This is a genomic window from Georgenia sp. SUBG003, from assembly GCF_000715355.2.
In the GTDB taxonomy this organism is placed as follows: Bacteria; Actinomycetota; Actinomycetes; order Actinomycetales; family Actinomycetaceae; genus Georgenia.
In genome coordinates, this window is the sequence record NZ_CP180204.1 from 873,009 (window position 1) to 891,170 (window position 18,162).

Annotated in this window: 20 protein-coding genes, 1 tRNA gene and 1 pseudogene; 5 read left to right on the plus strand and 17 right to left on the minus strand. The window is 72.9% G+C overall.

Annotated elements, in window-relative coordinates; genetic code table 11:
• Positions 1-56 precede the first annotated feature (56 nt).
• The 3 genes and pseudogenes from DA06_RS04175 to DA06_RS04185 form a co-directional block, all read right to left on the minus strand.
• Positions 57-437, minus strand: a pseudogene (locus DA06_RS04175) (thiamine pyrophosphate-binding protein); the annotation flags it as partial.
• Entirely contained in the window at positions 331-837 is a 507-nt protein-coding gene (locus DA06_RS04180) for a hypothetical protein (RefSeq protein WP_418606924.1), read from the minus strand. The gene DA06_RS04180 and the pseudogene DA06_RS04175, both read right to left, overlap by 107 nt.
• A 125-nt stretch (positions 838-962) precedes the next feature.
• A complete protein-coding gene (locus DA06_RS04185) occupies positions 963-2,087 on the minus strand; it encodes an alpha/beta hydrolase (RefSeq protein WP_418607867.1) in 1,125 nt (374 codons plus the stop codon).
• A 199-nt stretch (positions 2,088-2,286) separates the two neighbouring features.
• Here DA06_RS04185 and DA06_RS04190 point away from each other — a divergent pair, with 199 nt between their 5' ends.
• Both DA06_RS04190 and DA06_RS04195 read left to right on the plus strand, forming a co-directional pair.
• The gene (locus tag DA06_RS04190; RefSeq protein ID WP_043497597.1) at positions 2,287-2,652 is read left to right on the plus strand and encodes a nucleotide pyrophosphohydrolase; all 366 of its coding nucleotides are present in this window, start codon (positions 2,287-2,289) and stop codon (positions 2,650-2,652) included.
• Between the two features lie 188 nt (positions 2,653-2,840).
• Positions 2,841-3,212: a cupin domain-containing protein gene (locus tag DA06_RS04195; protein ID WP_043497553.1), complete on the plus strand. Its 372-nt coding sequence runs from the start codon at positions 2,841-2,843 to the stop codon at positions 3,210-3,212.
• Between the two features lie 172 nt (positions 3,213-3,384).
• Here DA06_RS04195 and thiD read toward each other — a convergent pair whose 3' ends face one another.
• The gene (gene thiD, locus DA06_RS04200; RefSeq protein WP_043497555.1) at positions 3,385-4,185 is read right to left on the minus strand and encodes a bifunctional hydroxymethylpyrimidine kinase/phosphomethylpyrimidine kinase; all 801 of its coding nucleotides are present in this window, start codon (positions 4,183-4,185) and stop codon (positions 3,385-3,387) included.
• A gap of 331 nt (positions 4,186-4,516) precedes the next feature.
• The gene (locus DA06_RS04205) at positions 4,517-5,485 is read right to left on the minus strand and encodes an SDR family oxidoreductase (RefSeq protein ID WP_043497557.1); all 969 of its coding nucleotides are present in this window, start codon (positions 5,483-5,485) and stop codon (positions 4,517-4,519) included.
• A 239-nt stretch (positions 5,486-5,724) separates the two neighbouring features.
• On the opposite strand from DA06_RS04205, the gene DA06_RS04210 reads away from it, so the two are divergent.
• Complete coding sequence (locus tag DA06_RS04210; protein ID WP_043497559.1) at positions 5,725-5,931, plus strand: DUF3072 domain-containing protein; 207 nt, start codon at positions 5,725-5,727, stop codon at positions 5,929-5,931.
• Positions 5,932-5,986: 55 nt separating this feature from the next.
• Here the strand turns inward: DA06_RS04210 and DA06_RS04215 are convergent.
• A tRNA-Ala gene (locus DA06_RS04215) sits at positions 5,987-6,062 on the minus strand.
• A 186-nt stretch (positions 6,063-6,248) separates the two neighbouring features.
• Between DA06_RS04215 and DA06_RS04220 the strand changes: the two genes are divergently transcribed.
• On the plus strand, positions 6,249-6,962 hold the full coding sequence (locus DA06_RS04220) for an SOS response-associated peptidase (RefSeq protein ID WP_043497560.1): 714 nt from the start codon (positions 6,249-6,251) through the stop codon (positions 6,960-6,962).
• Between the two features lie 62 nt (positions 6,963-7,024).
• Here the strand turns inward: DA06_RS04220 and DA06_RS04225 are convergent, their stop codons facing one another.
• From DA06_RS04225 to DA06_RS04265, 9 genes are all read right to left on the minus strand, one after another.
• Positions 7,025-7,507, minus strand: coding sequence for a hypothetical protein (locus DA06_RS04225; protein ID WP_043497562.1), 483 nt, complete (start codon positions 7,505-7,507; stop codon positions 7,025-7,027).
• Positions 7,504-9,963 carry a molybdopterin oxidoreductase family protein gene (locus DA06_RS04230; RefSeq protein ID WP_043497564.1) on the minus strand — a complete coding sequence of 820 codons (2,460 nt, stop codon included), beginning with the start codon at positions 9,961-9,963 and terminating at the stop codon, positions 7,504-7,506. Before DA06_RS04230 ends, DA06_RS04225 begins: the two co-directional genes overlap by 4 nt.
• 247 nt (positions 9,964-10,210) lie before the next feature.
• A complete protein-coding gene (locus tag DA06_RS04235) occupies positions 10,211-10,459 on the minus strand; it encodes a hypothetical protein (RefSeq protein ID WP_043497566.1) in 249 nt (82 codons plus the stop codon).
• An 82-nt stretch (positions 10,460-10,541) separates the two neighbouring features.
• A complete protein-coding gene (locus tag DA06_RS04240; RefSeq protein WP_043497568.1) occupies positions 10,542-11,288 on the minus strand; it encodes an MBL fold metallo-hydrolase in 747 nt (248 codons plus the stop codon).
• Positions 11,289-11,313: 25 nt separating this feature from the next.
• Positions 11,314-12,195, minus strand: coding sequence for a manganese catalase family protein (locus tag DA06_RS04245; protein ID WP_043497570.1), 882 nt, complete (start codon positions 12,193-12,195; stop codon positions 11,314-11,316).
• 308 nt (positions 12,196-12,503) lie between these two features.
• The gene (locus DA06_RS04250) at positions 12,504-13,508 is read right to left on the minus strand and encodes a cation diffusion facilitator family transporter (protein WP_043497572.1); all 1,005 of its coding nucleotides are present in this window, start codon (positions 13,506-13,508) and stop codon (positions 12,504-12,506) included.
• Positions 13,505-13,984: a transporter substrate-binding domain-containing protein gene (locus DA06_RS04255; protein ID WP_043497576.1), complete on the minus strand. Its 480-nt coding sequence runs from the start codon at positions 13,982-13,984 to the stop codon at positions 13,505-13,507. The genes DA06_RS04250 and DA06_RS04255 overlap by 4 nt, the downstream gene beginning before the upstream one ends.
• A gap of 78 nt (positions 13,985-14,062) precedes the next feature.
• Positions 14,063-15,520, minus strand: a complete 1,458-nt coding sequence (locus tag DA06_RS04260; RefSeq protein WP_043497578.1) for a PP2C family protein-serine/threonine phosphatase — start codon at positions 15,518-15,520, stop codon at positions 14,063-14,065.
• Complete coding sequence (locus DA06_RS04265) at positions 15,517-16,236, minus strand: GAF and ANTAR domain-containing protein (protein ID WP_043497581.1); 720 nt, start codon at positions 16,234-16,236, stop codon at positions 15,517-15,519. Before DA06_RS04265 ends, DA06_RS04260 begins: the two co-directional genes overlap by 4 nt.
• Before the next feature lie 123 nt (positions 16,237-16,359).
• On the opposite strand from DA06_RS04265, the gene DA06_RS04270 reads away from it, so the two are divergent.
• Positions 16,360-16,749, plus strand: coding sequence for an ankyrin repeat domain-containing protein (locus DA06_RS04270; RefSeq protein ID WP_043497583.1), 390 nt, complete (start codon positions 16,360-16,362; stop codon positions 16,747-16,749).
• Between the two features lie 27 nt (positions 16,750-16,776).
• Here the strand turns inward: DA06_RS04270 and DA06_RS04275 are convergent, their stop codons facing one another.
• Positions 16,777-17,394, minus strand: coding sequence for a histidine phosphatase family protein (locus DA06_RS04275; RefSeq protein ID WP_043497586.1), 618 nt, complete (start codon positions 17,392-17,394; stop codon positions 16,777-16,779).
• The gene (gene rsfS, locus DA06_RS04280; protein ID WP_043497589.1) at positions 17,391-17,789 is read right to left on the minus strand and encodes a ribosome silencing factor; all 399 of its coding nucleotides are present in this window, start codon (positions 17,787-17,789) and stop codon (positions 17,391-17,393) included. The genes DA06_RS04275 and rsfS overlap by 4 nt, the downstream gene beginning before the upstream one ends.
• Between the last annotated feature and the right edge of the window lie 373 nt (positions 17,790-18,162).

Here is an 18,162-nt window from a genome sequence, read left to right on the forward strand (position 1 = left end):
AGGGCGACGTCGCCGAGCACCCCGAGGTCGACGGCGCGGTGCCGGCCCAGCGCTTCCGGGGTGTCGTCGACCTGCACCACGACGGCACCCTCGCCGACGAGCCGCCCGTGCCGCAGGGTCCACATGTTCAGGGCGCACCCCCACCCGACGACGAGGTCGGCGCCACGGATCAGCTCGGCCGCCACGGGCGTGGAGAACCCGCCGGAGACGTCGAGCGACCACGCCTCGTCGCGGAAGAGCCCCTTGGCGACGGCGGACGTCGCCAGGAGTGCCCCGCACCGCCCGGCCAGGGCCGCGACGGCGTCCCGCGCCCCGCACCGACCGCCGGCCTCAGCGCGTCGACGTCGAGCCCGGCCAGGGTCTCCGCGTCCGCGCCAGCGCGTCGACGCGGTCGAAGAGTGCCGAGGCCTCGGCGCGGAGCTGATCCGTCGGGGCACGGTGGGCGGCCTCGGCGAGGTGGCGCAGCATCTCGTGGAGGTGCCGCACCACCGGGAACACGGCGAACATCTGCCGCGCGGTGGCCGGCTCGCTCCGCCAGCCGCGGCCGCCGAAGGTCTCCTGGGACACGCGCTGGCCGGCGCCGAAGCAGTCGTAGACGGTGCAGCCGGGAAAGCCCTCCTGGCGCAGACGGGGGTGGATGCCGCACCGGAGGTCGTCGCGCAGGTTCGCGCAGGGTGTACCGGCGGGCTTGTCGGTCGCGAAGTCGGCCGACGCGGTGAACGGCAGCGCGACGCAGCACAGGGCGAAGCAGCTTGCGCAGTCCGCGCGCAGGCGCTCGCGCGCGTCGCGGGAGCACCGCCGGGCTCCCTCGCCGCCCGGCCGGGCATGCCGATCCACGTGCCGCCGTCAGTCATGAGCCCCATTGTCCTCGCTGCACGGGTCACCATCCCGCTCCCCGCGACGGGGCGCACAGCCCCCGCGACTTCACGGGACGGCTGTGCCGACGCACGTGACCGCCGGTGCTACCGGGTGGTGTCGTCGAGGAACCCGACGACCTCGCGCGTCCACCCGTCCGGGTCCGCGCGCAGACCGCCCGTGTGGTCGGCCTCGCCGACCGTCCAGACCGTCACGTTGTCCAGGCCCGCACCGAGGGCGCGCGCAGCGAACGCCTCGTCCGGCACGTTCCCGGCGACGATCAGCAGGACGGGCCGGGAGGGCGTCCCCGCCACGGCCCGACGCAGCGGCGTGGGCCGGGAGGCGGCGCTGAGGACGTCGGCGACCGTCGTCCTGGCCTGCTCGAGCACGAGCTGCCCCCGGCCGCGCCACCCGTACCTGGCGAGCCAGCCGAGGTCGTCGACGCTGCGGCCGGTCACGCCCTCGGCGACGACGGCGCTGAGCCCGGCCCCCGCCGCGCCGAGTGCCTCCTCCCCGCCCATCGAGAGACCGACGGCGGCGATGTGTCCGGCGTCCACGTCGGCGCGTTCGGCGAGGTACGCGACGGCGGCGTCCACGTCGGTGTCGCCGTACCAGCCCCAGCGCATCCCGCGCCCGGTGCTGTCGCCGTGCCCGCGGGCGTCGAACGCCAGCACGCCGTAGCCCGCGGCCGCGAGCACGTCGGCGTGGTCGACGACGGAGGCGCGGGTCGCACCCGAACCGTGCAGGAGGACGACGGCGGCACCGTTCCTGGAGGGGACGTACCAGCCGGCGAGGAGCTCGCCGTCCGTCGTCGGGAAGCTGACGTGCTCAGCCCCCGCGGGCGGGGATTCCGCGCTCAGGGCGTTGTGCGGGGGCAGGGCCGCGACCACCGGGACGACCGTGACGTAGAGGCCGAGCACCACTGCGAGCACCGTCGCGGGCACAACCACAAGCCGCCACCAGGTCGGGGTCAGCCGGAACAGGCGGACCGCGGCGGCTACCAGGGTCACGAGACCGATCCCGGCCAGGGCCAGCGCCAGGAAAGCGGTGAGGGTGAAGGAGCCCAGGCGCGGGATGCCGATGCCCAGCCCGAACGAGACCAGCAGCACGCCGACGGCGAGCATGACGACCGCCAGCTCGGCCCGCCGACCCGGTGGGCGGCCCAGGTCGTGCTTGCGCAGCCCCCGCACGCGCGCAGACCTGCCCGCCTCGTCTGCCTGCGCGGCCACCATGCCGGTCACCCTCTCGAGCGTTCCCCCGGCCCTCTGCCAGCATGCGCGCTCCGCGCGGTCGGCACAACCTGATCGGCGCCGGCATCACGCCCCGGTGGTCCGCGCGGTCACGTGCGGACGGGACCTGTCGGGTGCGGTCCGCCCCTCCCGCCGTCGCACGCCGCGCCGGCGTCGGCGCTCGGTGCGGTACACCAGTGACATGGACATCTCCGACGTGCTCGCCAGGCTCCGCGACTTCACGGACGAGCGCGACTGGGCGCAGTTCCACACGCCTCGCAACCTCGTCCTCGCCCTCGTCGGGGAGGTCGGCGAGCTGGCCGAGCTCGTCCAGTGGCGCACCGACGACGAGGTCCTCGCGTTCGCCCGCACCGACGAGGGCCGGGCGGCGATGTCGGACGAGCTCGCCGACGTCTTCACGTACCTCGTCAGCGTCGCGGAGGCGGTCGGTATCGACCTCGACGCGGCCGTGCACGCCAAGATCACCAAGAACGCGGCCAAGTACCCGCCGGAGCTCTCACGCGGGTCGAACGCGAAGTACACCGAGCTCGGTGCCGAGAACCGTTGACCGCGGCAGGCCCGGCACGAGAACCGTCGGCCGCGGCAGGCCCGGCACGAGAACCGTCGGCCGCGGCCGGCCCGGCACGAGAACCGTCGACCGGCGACGTGGCTCGCGCCGTTGACATCTCGGTGCGGCGGAGGTGTCCTGATGTCGGCCCACCGGGGTGGCGGGCCAGCACCTAAGGAGGCGCTGCGGTGGAGCAGCCGCTGGAGCAGGCGTCGTTCGAGAAGCCGGACGAGGTTCGGAAGGGTGACAACTGGCGGATGGAGCTGGTGAGGCTGGCCGGCGGCGCGGAGGTCGGCAGGATCACGCTGCAGCCGGGCTGGAGGTGGTCCGAGAACGTCAGACCGGTGGCCGGCACGGATCTGTGCATGGCTCCGCACCAGCAGTACCAGATCTCCGGCCGCATCCGCGTGAGGATGCAGGACGGCAGCGAGTTCGAGAGCGGGCCCGGGGAGATCACCTCGATCCCGCCCGGCCACGACGCCTGGGTGGTCGGCGACGAGGAGGTCGTCGCGGTCGACTGGCAGGGCGCGTCCGTGTGGGCGAAGGAGCAGAGCGAGTGATGTGAGGGGCGGCGCCGGGGCGGCACGTCCCCGTCGGCGCGTGCGGCACCCGTGGCGCGCTGTCCCACGGCTTGGTACCGCGGCACGTGTCCGGACAGCCGGGCGAACGGTCGTTCCTGGCGGACCCGGGCCCGTCGACCCTTACCCGGCGTTCTCGGAGCTGGCGGCAGGCTCAGCTGTGGTAGGCGCCCTGCCACACGGTGTCGAACGGGGTTCTCGCCGAGACCCGGGCCCGGATCCCCGCCGTCACCATGTCCTTCGCGACGGCGACGGCGTCGCGAACGTCGGCGCCCTTGGCGAGCTCGGCGGTCACAGCCGCGGCGAGGGTGCAGCCGGCCCCCGAGACGCGCTCCTCGCCGACCTTCGGCGCGGAGAAGACGTGCACCTCCTCACCGTCGAAGAGCACGTCCACCGCGTTCTCGCCCGGAAGCTCGACGCCGCCCTTGGCAAGCACGTACCGCGGGCCGAGGTCATGGATGCGGCGGGCTGCCTCGGTCAGGTCCTCGACGGACGTGATCTCGTCCATGCCTGAGAGGGTCTTCGCCTCGAACATGTTCGGGGTGACGACCGTGGCGTGCGGCAGCACCGCCTCGCGCAGGGCGTTGTCCGTGTCCAGTGCGGCGCCGGGCTCCTGGCCCTTGCAGATCAGCACCGGGTCGAGCACCACGTGGCGCCACGCCTGGTTGCGGAGCGTCCCTGCGACGACCTCGATGGTCTCCGTCGTGCCGAGCATGCCGATCTTGACGACGTCGAGGTCGTGCGCGGCGGTCGCGGCCTCGATCTGCTCGGAGATGACGTCCGGCGGGACCGGCACGAACCGGTGCGCCCAGTCGTTCCTCGGGTCGAACGAGACGATGCACGTGGTGGTGCCCACGCCGTACACGCCCAGCTGCTGGAACGTCTTGAGGTCCACCTGGATGCCGGCGCCCCCGGTGGCCTCTGATCCGGCGATGACATAGGCGAGCTTGACCACGCGCGTGGCTCCGTTCGACGAGGAGAGAAGGCAGAACGACCACTCAAACTACCCCTAGCGCCCCCCGCGGGCCTCCCTTGCCGCCGGCACCCGGTAGGCGGCGGCCGACGCCGGCCCGCGCGCGGCGTCCGACGCCGGCCGGCGAACCCGTCCTGCTGACGTCGGCCGACGAGCGGGCGTACCGACGTCGGCCGCCCGCACCGCCCGCACGAAGGGTGAGGATTCGATGCCTCAGGCGCGTCGGATCCTCACCATTGACAGACGAGCGCGTCCGGCGGCGCTCAGGCCCTTGTCGGAGATGGTGTCGTCGCGAGTGGGCGCCGACGCGCGTTCAGGAACGGGGACGACGAAGCAGCCCGGCGATGCCGGCCGCGGCGACGAGCGCGGCCGCCGCCTGGCGCTGGATAGTCCGGCGCCGGCCGTGGAAGCCTCCGCCGACCGTCGCGGGAACCCCCGGATCACCGTGCAGGTTCCCCGTCGTCGGCGGGATCCGGCGCCGCGACAGGTGCGTGCGAGCGACGTAGGCGCCCATCATCCGCTCCGTCACGCCCGGGAGCAGCCGGTGCTGCACGAGCATCGCCCGGCCGGCTGGCCCGACCACCGCCTCGGCGCGGGGCCGGCGGACGACCGAGGCGATCGTGCGGGCCGTCCGCTCCGCCGTGTAGAGCGGCGGGATGGGCTTCGCCTGCCGTCCTGTGTAGTTGGCCACCTGCCGGTAGTACGGGGTGTCGATGCTGGGCGGCAGCACCGAGCACACGTGGACGTCCAACTCCCCCGCCAGCCGCAGCTCCGCGCGCAGGCTCACGCCGAGGGCGCGGAGCGCGGACTTCGACATCGAGTACGCCGACGCGTACGGGACCGGGATCTCACCGAGCAGCGACGAGACGTTGACGACCACCCCCGACCCCTGGTGCAGCATCTGCTCGAGCGCCGCCCGGGTGCCCTGCACGACACCCATGACGTTGACGTCGAGCAGCCGCCGGAAGTCCTCCTCCGGGATCTCCATGAACGGCGCGACGATCCCGACCGCGGCGTTGTTCACCCAGACGTCGATCCGGCCGAACTCGGCGACCGCGCGCCCCGCCAGTTCCGCGACGGCGGCGGGGTCGGCGACGTCGGTGGGCACCGCGAGCGCCTCCGCGCCCTCACGCCGGCACTCCTCCAGGGCTTCCTCGAGCGCGTCGCGGCGCCGGGCCGCCAGGACGACGGCGGCCCCTTCCCTGGCGAACCGCCGTGCGGTGGCCCGGCCGATCCCGCCGGACGCACCGGTGACGACGACAACCGCTCCATCGATACGCACGCTGACCTCCCTCGGCGTACAGGACGGACCCCTCCCCTATGCCGCGCACGACCGACCCTAGAGCCGTCCCGTAGCGGACGCGCGGCGACCGCGACGCGACCGGGCCGCAGCACCGAGCCGCCGCCCGGCGCCGAGCGGTGGCCACGACGAGGCGCCGTCCAGTCGCGGAGCTCGGGGGCGTCGGCGACGAGGACCGTGCCGGCGCGCGGCCACCGTAGGTGTCGACCTAACGTGTTCCCATGAGCGAGAGCACCGGCGACGACACCGTCAAGGACCCCGAGGACTGGACCACCGGCGACGAGCCGGCGACAGGGGCGCAGATGAGCTACCTGAGCACGCTCGCGCGCGAGGCGGGCAGGGAGCTGCCCGAGAGGCTCAGCAAGGCGGACGCGTCGAAGCTGATCGACGAGCTTCAGGGGCAGAGCGGGCGGGTGGGCGACAGCTGACCGCCTCCGCACGCGAAAGAACCCCGGGCTGACGCCCGGGGCTTCGTGCATTCTCTGGTGGAGCTAGAGGGATTCGAACCCTCGACCTCTTCCATGCCATGGAAGCGCGCTACCAACTGCGCCATAGCCCCGCTGCCCCGTGCGGGGCGTGGACTACTTTAGGGCATCGGTCGCCGCCGGGGCCAATCCGTGGACCCTCGCCGGCGAGTGACCCTCGACACGCTCCCCGGGCCCAAGTGCGGACCCGGGTCGGACGGCCGCCGCGGTCCGCCCGCCCCCGTCGCCGGCATGTCGGTCTACGGTGCGAGACTGGCGCCATGTGCGGACGCTACGCAAACGCCCGGCGCGACTCTGACCTCGTCAACGCCTTCGACATCGAGCAGGTGGTCGGCGAGGAGCTGCCGCCGTCGTGGAACGTCGCCCCGATGCAGGACGTGCGGGCGGTGCTCGAGCGCGCCCCGCGGCACGAGCCGGAGACCCCGCCGGTGCGCCAGCTGCGCACGGTGCGCTGGGGCCTCGTCCCGTCCTGGGCGAAGGACCCGCGGTCCGGCGCGAGGCTGATCAACGCACGTTCGGAGTCGGTGACGGAGAAGCCGTCGTTCAAGCGGGCTGCCTCGCTCCGCCGCTGCATCCTCGCGGCGGACGGCTACTACGAGTGGCAGAAGATGCCCGACGGCGGCAAGCAGCCGTACTTCCTCCACGGTGACGGCCTGCTCGCCTTCGCGGGCCTGTACGAGTTCTGGAAGGACCCCCGCCTGCCGGAGGACCACCCGGGCAAGTGGCTCTGGACCGTCACCATCATGACGAGGACGGCCGCCGACAGCCTCGGGCACATCCACGACCGCACGCCCGTGGTCCTGCCGCCGGACATGGTGGACCACTGGCTCGACCCGCGCACCCAGGACCCCGCGGAGGTGCGGGCGATGATCGACGCCATTCCGGAGGCGTCGCTCGTGCCGCGCCCGGTGGGCAGGGCGGTGGGCAACGTCAACAACGACGGGCCGGAGCTCGTCGAGGCCGTCGAGCTCTGACTCCCGCCGGGGCCGACGGGGCGGTGCCCGCCGAGCGTCCGGGGCGGCCGCCGCGGCGGCGCTCAGCTGACGATGGCCTGCGTCGAGGCCTCCTTGAGCTTGCCGTTCGCCCACCGCATCTGACGCAGCGTGTCCGGGTGGCAGCGCTGGCACACCTCGAGCAGGTCGGTGTGCTTGATGCCCTGCGCCGCCTGGGCGAGCATCTCCCAGTCGACGGAGACCCCGGACGCCTTCATGTAGAGCTCGCGCAGGTCGCGGAGCATGAGGAGCCCTGGCGTTTTCGCGCGGCCCATCAGCTCCGACCCCTTGTCGATGAGCCGCTCGGCGACGTTCGACTCGCCCTCGGGCTCCGGGTCGAGCTTCTCGCCGTACCGCTGCGCGATCTCGGCGATTTCCCGCACGTGCCGCTGCGACCACTGCGCGAGGTCTCTTGCCACGTGGTAGATCTCGTGGTCCACCTTGTGCCGGTCCGAGACCTGCAGCAGCTCGTGGGCCAGGTCGTTCTCGGAGCGGTGCAGCTCCCTGAGCACGAGCCCGATCTTCATCGTGCACCTCCCGTCGCGGCGAGGTCCTCGTCGACGTCGGAGCCCGCCTCGCCGCGTGTGGGCGGGACGTCCGCGGAGACGGGTGCGGACGCCGTCGTCGTCGGCGCGGGCGACGGGGCCCCGCCCCCTGCCTCCACCTTCCTCACCCGGCAGGCAGCCGTCTTGAAGATGGGTTGCTTGGACGCCGGGTCCCAGTCGGTGAGGGTGAGCTCGTTGGCGGCCCGTCCCTCGCCGTCAGGCCCGTGGCCACCCACGTCCCAGTAGCCGTAGTGGAAGGGGAGGAAGACGACACCCTCACGGATGCCACTGATCCGCGCCCTCGCGCGGACGCTGCCGCGCGGCGTGCTGATCTCGGTGAGGTCGCCCTCGGCCAGTCCGAGCAGCTCGGCGTCGGTGGGCGAGACCTCGACCCAGACCTCCGGCGCCGCCGCCTGCAGCTGCGGCGCGCGCCCGGTCTTGGTGCGGGTGTGGAAGTGGTAGACGGTGCGCCCGGTGATCAGCTGGAGGGGGAAGTCCTCGCTCGGCAGCTCGTGGGGCGGAAGGTACTCGGCGAACTTGATCACGGCCTTGCCCGACGGGTTCATCGCCTTGTACTCGTCCGGCTCCAGCGGAGCACCGGTGATGAGGTCGCGGCCGTAGCTCTCGCAGTACTGCGGGTCGGCGAAGAACTTCCCGTCGGCGTACAGGCGCTCGGTGCCGTCGGGCGCGTCGTCGGTGCACGGCCACTGGATCCCGCTGGCGCCGCGCAGCTTCTGGTACGTCATGCCCGAGTAGTCGCACGGCCGCCCGCGGCTGCACTCCTTCCACGCCTCGAAGGCCTCCTCCGGGGTGGACCACTTCACCAGCGGGGCGCCGTCCTTGTCCTCCAGCCCCAGGCGGTGGGCGAAGTCGATGAAGATGTCGAGGTCCGGCCGCGCCTCTCCGGGCGGGTCGACGGCCTTCTCCGACAGGTGCACCGTGCGGTCGGCGTTCGTGAACGTGCCCGCCTTCTCGCCCCAGGTCGCGGCGGGCAGGACGACGTCGGCGAGCTGCGCCGTCTCGGAGAGGAAGATGTCCTGGACCACGAGGAACAGGCGGTCCTGGCTGAGGATCGAGCGCATCCGGTCCAGCTCCGGCATCGAGACCACGGGGTTGGTGGCCTGGACCCACATCATGCGGATCGACCCCTCCTCGACGTAGCGCATCATCTGCATGGCGTGCGTCGGCGGCGAGTAGTGCGGGATCTCCATCGGGTCGACGTTCCAGACCCGCGCCAGATCCTTGACATGGGCGTCGTTGGACCAGTTCCGGAAGCCCGCCAGGTCGCCGTCGGCGCCGGCCTCACGGGTGTTCTCGGCGGTCGGCTGGCCGTTCATCTGCAGCAGGCCGCAGCCGGGCCTGCCGAGCATGCCGCGGACGATGTGGATGTTGTTCACCTGCACCGCGGCCGCCGTGGCCTGGTGCGACTGGTAGAACCCCTGGAGCACCGTGGACATCAGCCGGTCGGCGGTCCCGATGAGCCGGGCGGCCTCACGCAGGTCCGAAACCGGGACGTCGCAGACCTGGGCGACCCGCTCGGGCGGGTAGTCCTTCACGCGCCCGGCCAGCTCCTCGAAGCCGACGGCGTGGGCCTCGACGTAGTCGTGGTCCACCCAGTCGTTCGCGAGTATCTCGTGCAGGAGCCCGTTCATGAGTGCGACGTTCGTGCCGGGCCGGGGCGCCAGGTGCACGGTCGCGGCCTGTGCGACGGGGGTGGGACGTGGGTCCACGCAGACGATCGCGGGCGGGTTCGGACCGGCGAGGCGGTCGAGGATCCGGGTCCACAGCACCACCTGCGTCTCGGCCATGTTGTGGCCGTACAGGGCGATGACGTCCGCGTGGTCGATGTCCGCGTACGAGCCGGGCTGGCCGTCGGAGGCGAAGGACTCCTTCAGCGCCGCCGCGGCCGTCGCCGTGCACAGCCGGGTGTTGCCGTCGACGTGGTTGGTGCCGATGCCCCCGTGGGCGATGAGGCCGAGCGTGTAGTACTCCTCGAGGAAGAGCTGGCCCGTGGTGTAGAACGCGACGGCGCTCGGGCCCTGCTCCTCGAGCAGCTCCTTGGTACGACCGACGACCAGGTCCATCGCCTCGTCCCACGACGACTCCACGAGCTCGCCGCCCTTGCGGACCAGCGGCCGGGTGAGCCGGTCGGGCGAGGCGTTCGCCTGCCACCCGAAGAGGTCCTTCGGCCCGAGCCGGCCGTGGTTGACCCTGTCGCCGGCGCGCCCCCGGACGCCGACGATGCGGTCGTCCTTGACCGCGATGTCCAGGGCGTCACCGTTGGAGTGCAGGATCGAGGCCGTCTGCACCCACCGGTCGACGTCGTCGGGGGTCAGTCCCTCCTCCAGGTGGGTGTCCACGCGCGTGGGCCACGTCTCGCCCGGCCCGTAGGGCGTCCGCGTGCCCCATACGTCTGCGATCCGGTCGACCCGTCCCATGGCTACCTCCTGTCGTCACCCGGCCGAGCGGTCGGCACCGTCTCGCAGCGCTCCGCCCTACGAGGTCAGGGAACCGTCGGGCCTGGCCGACCGCAACCGGTGCGGTCCCCGCGAGGCCCCCGATCGGCCGGCAGGGACGGGACGGCCCCCGACCCGGGAAGGGGGCGGGGGCCGGTCTCGTCGGCTCGTGCTGCCCGTGGGCGGCACGACCTCTCGGTCTGCGGGTCGGGGAAGGTGCACCCCTCCGTCAGCCGCCCTGCTGCGGCGCGGTGTTGTCGGTGCCCGGTCCCAGCTGCCGCAGGAACTCGTGGCACTGCTGGGCCCGTTCGGAGTCCTCCGCCATGACCTTCTCGAAGAACGCCGCGATGTCGTCCTTGCCGGCGTTGCGGGCGTCTCGGACGTACTGCCCGTAGTCGTGCCCGGCCTTGAGCGAGTGGTACTGCACCGAGATGAGGTCGTAGGTGACGTCGTCGAAGCCGGTCTCTCCGGTGGCCATGCTGCTCACTCCTTCAGGTGTGATCCTCGTGTTCTTCCGTGACGGGCGCCGGGCGGCGCCCGCCCTCCCGACCGCGGCGCGGTCAGGACGCTCCCGCGGCCCTCGCAGCGGCGACGGCCGCGCCGATGCCCTCGTTCCACGGTTCGCCGTGCCCGGGCAGGACGGTCCCGGCGCCGGTGGCGGCGAGCAGGTCGAGGGACTCCAGGGCCGTCGCCGAGTCGGCGGTGGCCGCCCCGGCGATGATCCGCGGCCCGGTGCGGGCGGTGTAGGGGTCGAGCGTGACGAGCGCGTCCCCGGTGAGGAGGACGTCGCGGTCGGGCAGGTGCAGGGCGCAGTGCCCGTAGGTGTGCCCCGGGCTGAGCACCACCTGGGGGCGGCCGGGCACGTCGAGCCGCACGCCGTCCTCCAGCGACGACGTCGTGCTCACACCCTTGACCGTCAGTGCGCCCGCCCTGGCCATCGCCCCCAGGATCATGGCCGCGCGCGGATGGCGCAGCGGGTAGATCCCGCGCATGTTCTCGTGCGCGTAGCGGTACGGGTGCGCCGCCAGGTACTTCTCCTTCTCGTGCGCCCACACCGGCACGCCGAGGCGCTCCTGGAGCCGGCGTGCCACCCCGACATGGTCGAAGTGCGCGTGGGTGAGCACCAGCGCCGCGATGTCCCTCGGTCGGCGGCCCAGCTCTCGCAGCGCCGCGCCGAGAAGCGGCCAGAACGCCGGCAGGCCGGCGTCCACGACCGTGAGCCGGCCGTCGTCGTCCTCGATGAGGTAGCAGTTGACGTACGCGTGCTCCAGCCGGTGCACACCCTTGCCCACGTCCCGCTCGAGCATCCGTCCTCCTTCTGCCGTGGTGCCGCTACTCGCGGTGGAGCCTGTCCTGGATCGTGCCGGCCGCCTTCTCCACGACGTTGGGCACCTCGGTGGTGCCGTACATCCGGGCGTCGGGGTGCGTGGGCGGGGGCATCGGGGCGCTCGTGGTCGGGCCGTCGTGGTACGAGAACTCCCCGTTGCCGTCGACGGAGGGGCCCTTGGCCCACCCGCCGTCCCCGGCGTGCTCGCCGTCGGAGAAGTTGAGGTACTGGTAGGAGACCTCGGTGTGCTCCTTGCGCTGGGGGAAGTTGCTCGGGGCGGGAAGCTGCTCCAGGCCGTCCTCCTTCAGCTCCTCGATGGCCCGCAGCCACTGGTTCTGGTGCATGGTGTCCCGGGCCAGCAGGAAGGAGAGCATGTCCCGCACACCGGGATCGTCGGTCATGTGGTAGAGCCGGGCCACCTGCACGCGGCCCTGCATCTCGGCGTTCGCGTTGGCGGTGAAGTCGGCCAGCAGGTTCCCGCTGCCGGTGATGTAGGTGCCCTGCCAGGGGTTGCCGTTGGAGTCCACCGGGCGGGCACCCGCACCCGCGACGATGGCGTGCTGGACGTCCATGCCACCGACGACGGCCGCGACGGTCGGGTCGTCCTGCACCGCGTCCTCGGTGATGCCGACGGGAGCCTTCTCCAGCAGCTGGGCGATCATGATCGCGAGCATCTCGACGTGGCCGAACTCCTCGGCCCCGATGCCGTAGACCAGGTCGCGGTACTTGCCCGGGATGTGCATGTTCCAGCCCTGGAACATGTACTGCATCGCCACGGTGATCTCCCCGTACTGCCCGCCGAGCACCTCCTGGAGCTTGCGGGCGTAGACCGCGTCGGGCTTCTCGGGTGTTGCCTTGAACTGCAGCTCCTGCCGGTGGAAGAACATGGGTGGCTCCCTCTCCGCCGGACGGCGGTCTACGTCGGGTTCTCCCGGCCGGTTCCGTCGGGCTGGGCGCCGGCCGGCTTCCGTGTCCCGAGGACCGGGGCACTTCTCCACTATCAGCGGGAGTGACGCGCGTCGCATCCGCAGAGACGAGGGCGACGGATGCCTCGCTGCTCCCGCTCGCCGCGGCGGCCGCGCTCGGCGGCGGCTGTCTCGTGGCGCTGCGGGCAGGTCCGCGGACTCCGCCGTGGCGGCCGGCTCACCCGCCGGCGTCGTCGTGCCGGCTCACCCGCCGGCGTCGTGGTGCCGGCTCACCCGCCGGCGTCGTGGTGCCGGGACTCCCCCGCGACACCGGGAAGCATCTTCTCGGGCAGTACCTCGACAGGGACGACGACCATGTCGTCGACCTTCCAGTCCAGGTCGACGACATACTCCCGCGCGAGTCGGAGGTCCTCCAGGGTGGGGCTGTACCCGTGCCGTGGCACGACGAACGACTCGACGTGGAAGACGTGGCCCTGGTCGCGCACCCGGGAGCGGGCCTCCTCGACCCAGTCGAGGGCGGCGAGCTGCTCGTCGATCGCGATCACGAGCGGGTGCGGGTCACGGCCGTCATAGGTCTCGGCGCGCGCGTCCATCAGGGCGCGCACGGCGACCCTGAGGTTGGTGACCCCGTCCTTGAGGATGCTGCCGGAGATGAACAGCGCTGCCACGGCGTCCGCCCACCACAGCCCGAGGCCGATGCCGAGGATGCCGACGATCGCCCCGACCGCCGTCATCCAGTCGGCCTTGTTCATGTCCGCGTCGGCGTAGAGCACCCTGTCGTGCAGCGCCTCCGCGAGCGGCATCTTCGCGCGGCCGAGCAGCACGGGCGGCACGGCCGTGTACGCCATGACGGCGATCATCAGCCACCCGGACCAGAATGAGAGGTCCCCGACCTCCATCAGCCCGACGGGCGGGTGCTCCGCCTTCAGCAGGCCGGACGCCGAGTCGAACACCAGGAACGCCCCCATGGCGAGCAGCGCGGTGGCCGCGACGAGGTGCCCGACGCCGACGGCGCGGTGGTACCCGTACGGGTGCTCGGGACTGGGTGTCCGCCGCGTCCGGCGCACCGCGAGCAGGAAGGCGACCGGTGGGACGAAGGACAGCATGTCCTCCATCCATGCAGCCTTCATCGCCTGGGAGCTGCCCATCGCCAGGTAGACGCCGGTGACGGCGGTGACCAGGAAGGCGATCGTCAGCCACGCCAGCCGGACGGCACGGCGCAGCGCCTGCTCCTGCTCCTCGGGGAGCTCCGTGTGACCGAACCGCGCGCTCATACCGGCAGGTCCTGGTCGAGGAGGAACCGCTCGAGCTCGACGAGGAAGGCGTTCTCACCCATGGGCACGGCCATGACGTGCAGCTCCTTCTCCCCGTGGGCGTCCGTGGTGGCGGTGTACCGGTAGGTCAGGGCCACCTTGCTCGACCACGGTGACCGTGCCGTGAGCCCTCCGATCACGAGGTCCAGCTCGTCGTGCTCGAGCTGCCCGACCAGGTCCTCCTCGCCGCCCGGCACCCACACGACCTCCGCGTCGACCTCGCGCGCGAACTCCTCGACGAGCTCGACCTCGGTGCCGGCCGGATCGCCGTCGGGCCCGTCCGGCAGATCCGTCCACGGCGGGTTGGGCGACACGCCGACCCGCAGAGCACCGCCGGTCACCCGGTCGAGCATCCCGTCGGGGTCGGTGGGGATGGTTGCCGTGCACCCTCCCAGTGCCGTGAGCACGGCGGCCGCAAGTGCAAACTTCCTGGTCACAGGCCTAGTGAACCGCGATTCCGGCAGGGCGCCACTCGGAGGGGCGCCGGCTGCGGGAAGGGTCCGGCAACGAGGGGTTCAGGGGGTGAGCCAGCGCCGGTAGTCACCCCACCGGGCCACCAGCACCGTCGCGTCGTCCTGGAGCACACCACGCTGGTGCTCGAGCACGTCGCGCACCAGACGGCGCACCAGCTCGGGCGGCGGGTGCTCGGTCGCCGCCTCGCGGGCGAGGAAGTCCTCCAGCCTGTCGAGGCCGAAGGTGGCGCCGGCCTCGTCCCGGGCCTCGGTGATGCCGTCCGTGTGCAGAACCAGCCAGTCCCCCGGCTCGAGCATCTCCTCCGCCACGCTGACCTCGCGGGCCGGCAGACCGAACGCCGGGCGCCGGCCGCCGCGGAGCTCCTTGACCACCTTCCCGTGCCGCATCAGCAGCGGCGCCGGGTGGCCCGCACTCACCCAGCGGAGCCGTCCCTGGTCGAGGTCCAGCTCGGCCAGCACGGCGGTGATCGTGCGCCCCAGCCGGGCGAGCTCCTCGCCGATCACCGTGTCGACCGCCATCACCTGGTCGAACAGGGAGCCGCCGTTGCGGCGGGTGCTGCGGTAGGCCGACAGCCCCATCGCGGTGACCGCGCCGGCGCTGAGGGAGTCCCCGTTCGCGTCGAAGACGGCGAGGTGCGCCATCGTCTCGGACAGCGCGTAGTCGAAGGCGTCACCGCCGACGTCCTCGCTCGGGGAGACGATGCCTGTGACGACCACCTTCTCCGTACCGGCCGTCACGGGGGGCAGGAGCTGCCAGACGAGCTCCGCGGAGGCGCTGCGGGGGCGCCGGCGGCGGACCACGTCGAGCGCGTCACCGTACTTCGTCGTGGTGGTCACCAGGTGGCCGAGCAACGTCGCGAGCCACGTCAGCTGGGTGTGCAGCAGCCCGTCGTCCAGGTCCGCCACCTCTCCCGGGACGACCTCCAGCACCCCGAGGCGCTCGGCGCCGTCGATCACGGGCACCCAGAGCCGGTGCCCTCCGTCCGACCGCGCCGCCTTGATCTCGATGTCGCGGAAGGCGCGGCCCGCCATCGACCCGTCCACGCCGAGCCGTCGTCCCGCGCGCAGCGGACGCAGCTCGACGTGGTCGTAGTCCACCAGGTACACGCTGACGCCGACCCCGAGCAGCTCGCCGGCCTCCGCCGCGACGGCGGCGATGCGGTCCGGCGGTGCCACGTGCATGCCCTGCAGCATGGCGAGCATCGCCGCCAGCGGCCCCTCCGAGGGGCGAGGGTCCCTCACCCGGCCGCTGTAGGGCACCCGTCTGACGGAGGCACGCGCCTCCAGCAGCTCGTTGACCGCCTGGGCCAGCAGGTCGCGGTCCGTCGGCGCCAGGGACGCCCGTCCCGCGACGAAGTCCTCGAGGTCGGCGAGGCCGGCGGTGCCGCCGATGGCGAAGTACCTGCGCCACCACGCTCCCGCGCCGATCCCCGCACGCTCGGCGACCACCCGCAGCGCGGCCCGTTGCCGGTCCTCGCGCCCGTCGGCCGGCTCGCTCATCGGTGCCGGCGCGACGTCGATCGGACCAGGCCGACGGCGACGTCCTCGAGCTCGCGCCGCTCGCGCCGGGCGATGGCGATCAGCAGGGCGAGCGCGTCGGCCTCGCCCAGGTGCTCACGCTCCATGAGGATGCCGCGGGCGGTGGCGACCAGGTCGCGCGCCCGGACGGCCGCCCGCAGCTCCTCGCTCAGGCGCTGGGCGTCCTCTCCGGTCCGGCCGTGCACCACCAGCGTGGCCGCCTGGGCCGCGAACATCCGCAGGAGGTGCTCGCTGTCGCCGTCGTAGGCGCCGCGTCGCGTCGAGTAGACCTTGATGGTGCCGACCGCCGCGTCCCCGGCCACGAGCGCCGTGGTGAGGACGGAACGGACGTCGCTCCCGCGGACCGCCCGGCACCAGCTCGGCCAGCGCCGCTCCCGCTCGACGTCCTCGACGCGGACGGTCCCGCGAGTCTCCCACGCCGTGAAGCAGGGGCCGTCGCCGGCCTCGTACTGGGCAGCGTCGGCCAGCTCGACCACCGGGTCCGTGGCCGCGACGGTGACGACGGCGTCGCCGTCCCGGACCGTCACGCCCGCACCCGCCGTCCCGCGGAGGGCCTCCGCGGCCACGGACGTGACGAGCCGGAGGCCGTTGTGCACGGTCTGCGGGGTCAGGAGCAGGCCCGAGGCGTGGGCGTAGGCACGGGCGAGCTCCTCACCCAGCGGAAGAGCGTCCGCCATGGCGCCTCCGTCCTCCCGCGGCCGGGAGGTCCCGGCCGTGCCGCTCCCTCGAGGCTAGGATCCCGTCACGATAGCGGCGGCGAGGCGGCCGGGCTCGGCGAACCAGGCCTATCGTGGACCACGATGACCGACGACGACGCAGCGATCGCGCTCGCCCACCAGATGTTCGACATGGCCCGGGAGGGGCGGACGGAGGAGCTGAGCGCCCTGCTGGACGCGGGCGCCCCGGTGGACCTCACGAACGCCGGGGGCGACACCCTGCTCATCCTCGCCGCGTACCACCAGAACGAGGGGACCGTGCGGGCGCTGCTGGACCGTGGCGCCGACGTCGGGCGGCTCAACGACCGCTCGCAGAACGCGCTGACGTGCGCCGTCTTCCGGCAGGAGGCGTCGATCGTTCGGATGCTGCTGGACGCGGGCGCCCCCCCGGACGACGGTCGGCCCAGCGCCCGGGCGACGGCGCAGTACTTCGGTCTCCCCGACATGACCGCGCTGCTCGAGCGGCGCGGCTGACGGACCGCCCGGACGTCTCGGCCCGGGTCAGTCGAGGCCGAGGTTGTAGGCGCTCAGCCGCCACCCCGGCTCGCGGCCGGGGTTGGGGTGCATGAGCGTCCAGCCGCTGTTCTCCAGGCCGGTCAGCCCGAACCAGCTGCCCGGGTCGAGCCCCAGCATGGCGGTCTGGCCGAGCGTGATCGCGGCGCCGTGGCCGACGACGACGAGGACGTCGCCGTCGTCGAGCTCGGCAGCGGCCTCCTGGACGGCCGCGGCCACACGGGTCGCGCAGTCGCGCCGGGTCTCGGCCCCGACCCCCTCGGGCTCGCGTCCCTGGCGCCAGGCGGCGAAGGCCTCGGGCCACGAGGCCTTGATCTGCTCCTGCGTCAGGCCCTCCCACTCACCGAAGCTGCGCTCCCGCAGCCGGGCGTCGGCCGAGGGCTGCAGTCCCGTGCGGTTGGCGAGAGCCTGCGCGGTCGACACGGCGCGGTCCAGGTCCGAGGTGATGATGCGGGTGGGCTCCAGCGCCGCGAGCGCGGTGGCGGCCAGGTCGGCCTGCCGCACGCCCGCGTGGTTGAGCGGGATGTCCGACTGTCCCTGGAGGCGGCGCGCGGCGTTGTAGTCGGTCTGACCGTGACGCCACAGGATGACGGTTCCGGCGGTCATGCGTGGCTGTCACCGTCGCCGTCGACCGGGGCGTGCAGGTCCGCCGGGAGGTCGACGACCGGGCAGTCTTTCCAGAGGCGCTCGAGCGCGTAGTACTCGCGGTCCTCCTCGTGCTGGACGTGGACGACGACGTCGCCGTAGTCCATGAGGACCCAGCGGGCCTCTCCGACGCCCTCCTTGCGCACGGCCTTGGCGCCCTCCTTGTGCAGCGCCTCGTCCACGGCGTCCACGATCGCCTTCACCTGGCGCTCGTTCGCCCCGGAGACGACGAGGAAGACGTCGGTCAGCACGAGCCGTTCCGAGACGTCGAGCGCGATGATCTCCTGCGCCTTCTTGTCGGCCGCGGCGCGCGCGGCGACGACGGCGAGATGGCGGGATCGGTCGTCAGCAGCCACAGGTCTCCTCGGGACGGGAAAGGGTCTCGGGTGATCCTACGGGTTGTGGCCGCCCGGGGCCGAGGCGGCCGCGGCCATGGACTGGATCCGCATGGACGCGCCGTCGTCCCCCTGGTTGAAGGCCAGCAGCCCGATGAGGAGCCCGATGACCACCGCGGCCAGCACGAGAGCGACGATCTTGACGAGCGACGCCGCGGGGTTGCGGGTCTCGATCTCGTCGACGTACCCGGGCTCCTCCGGGTACTCCTCGCCGCTTCGTGCACCGGCGGCGACGCCGCCCTCCCCCAGGCGGTCGCGCAGCGACCGGCGTTCCGGCTCGCGCCGGTCCGCGCGGCCGGGCGCCCCATCGTCCGTCTCCTCCGGCGAGTCGGTG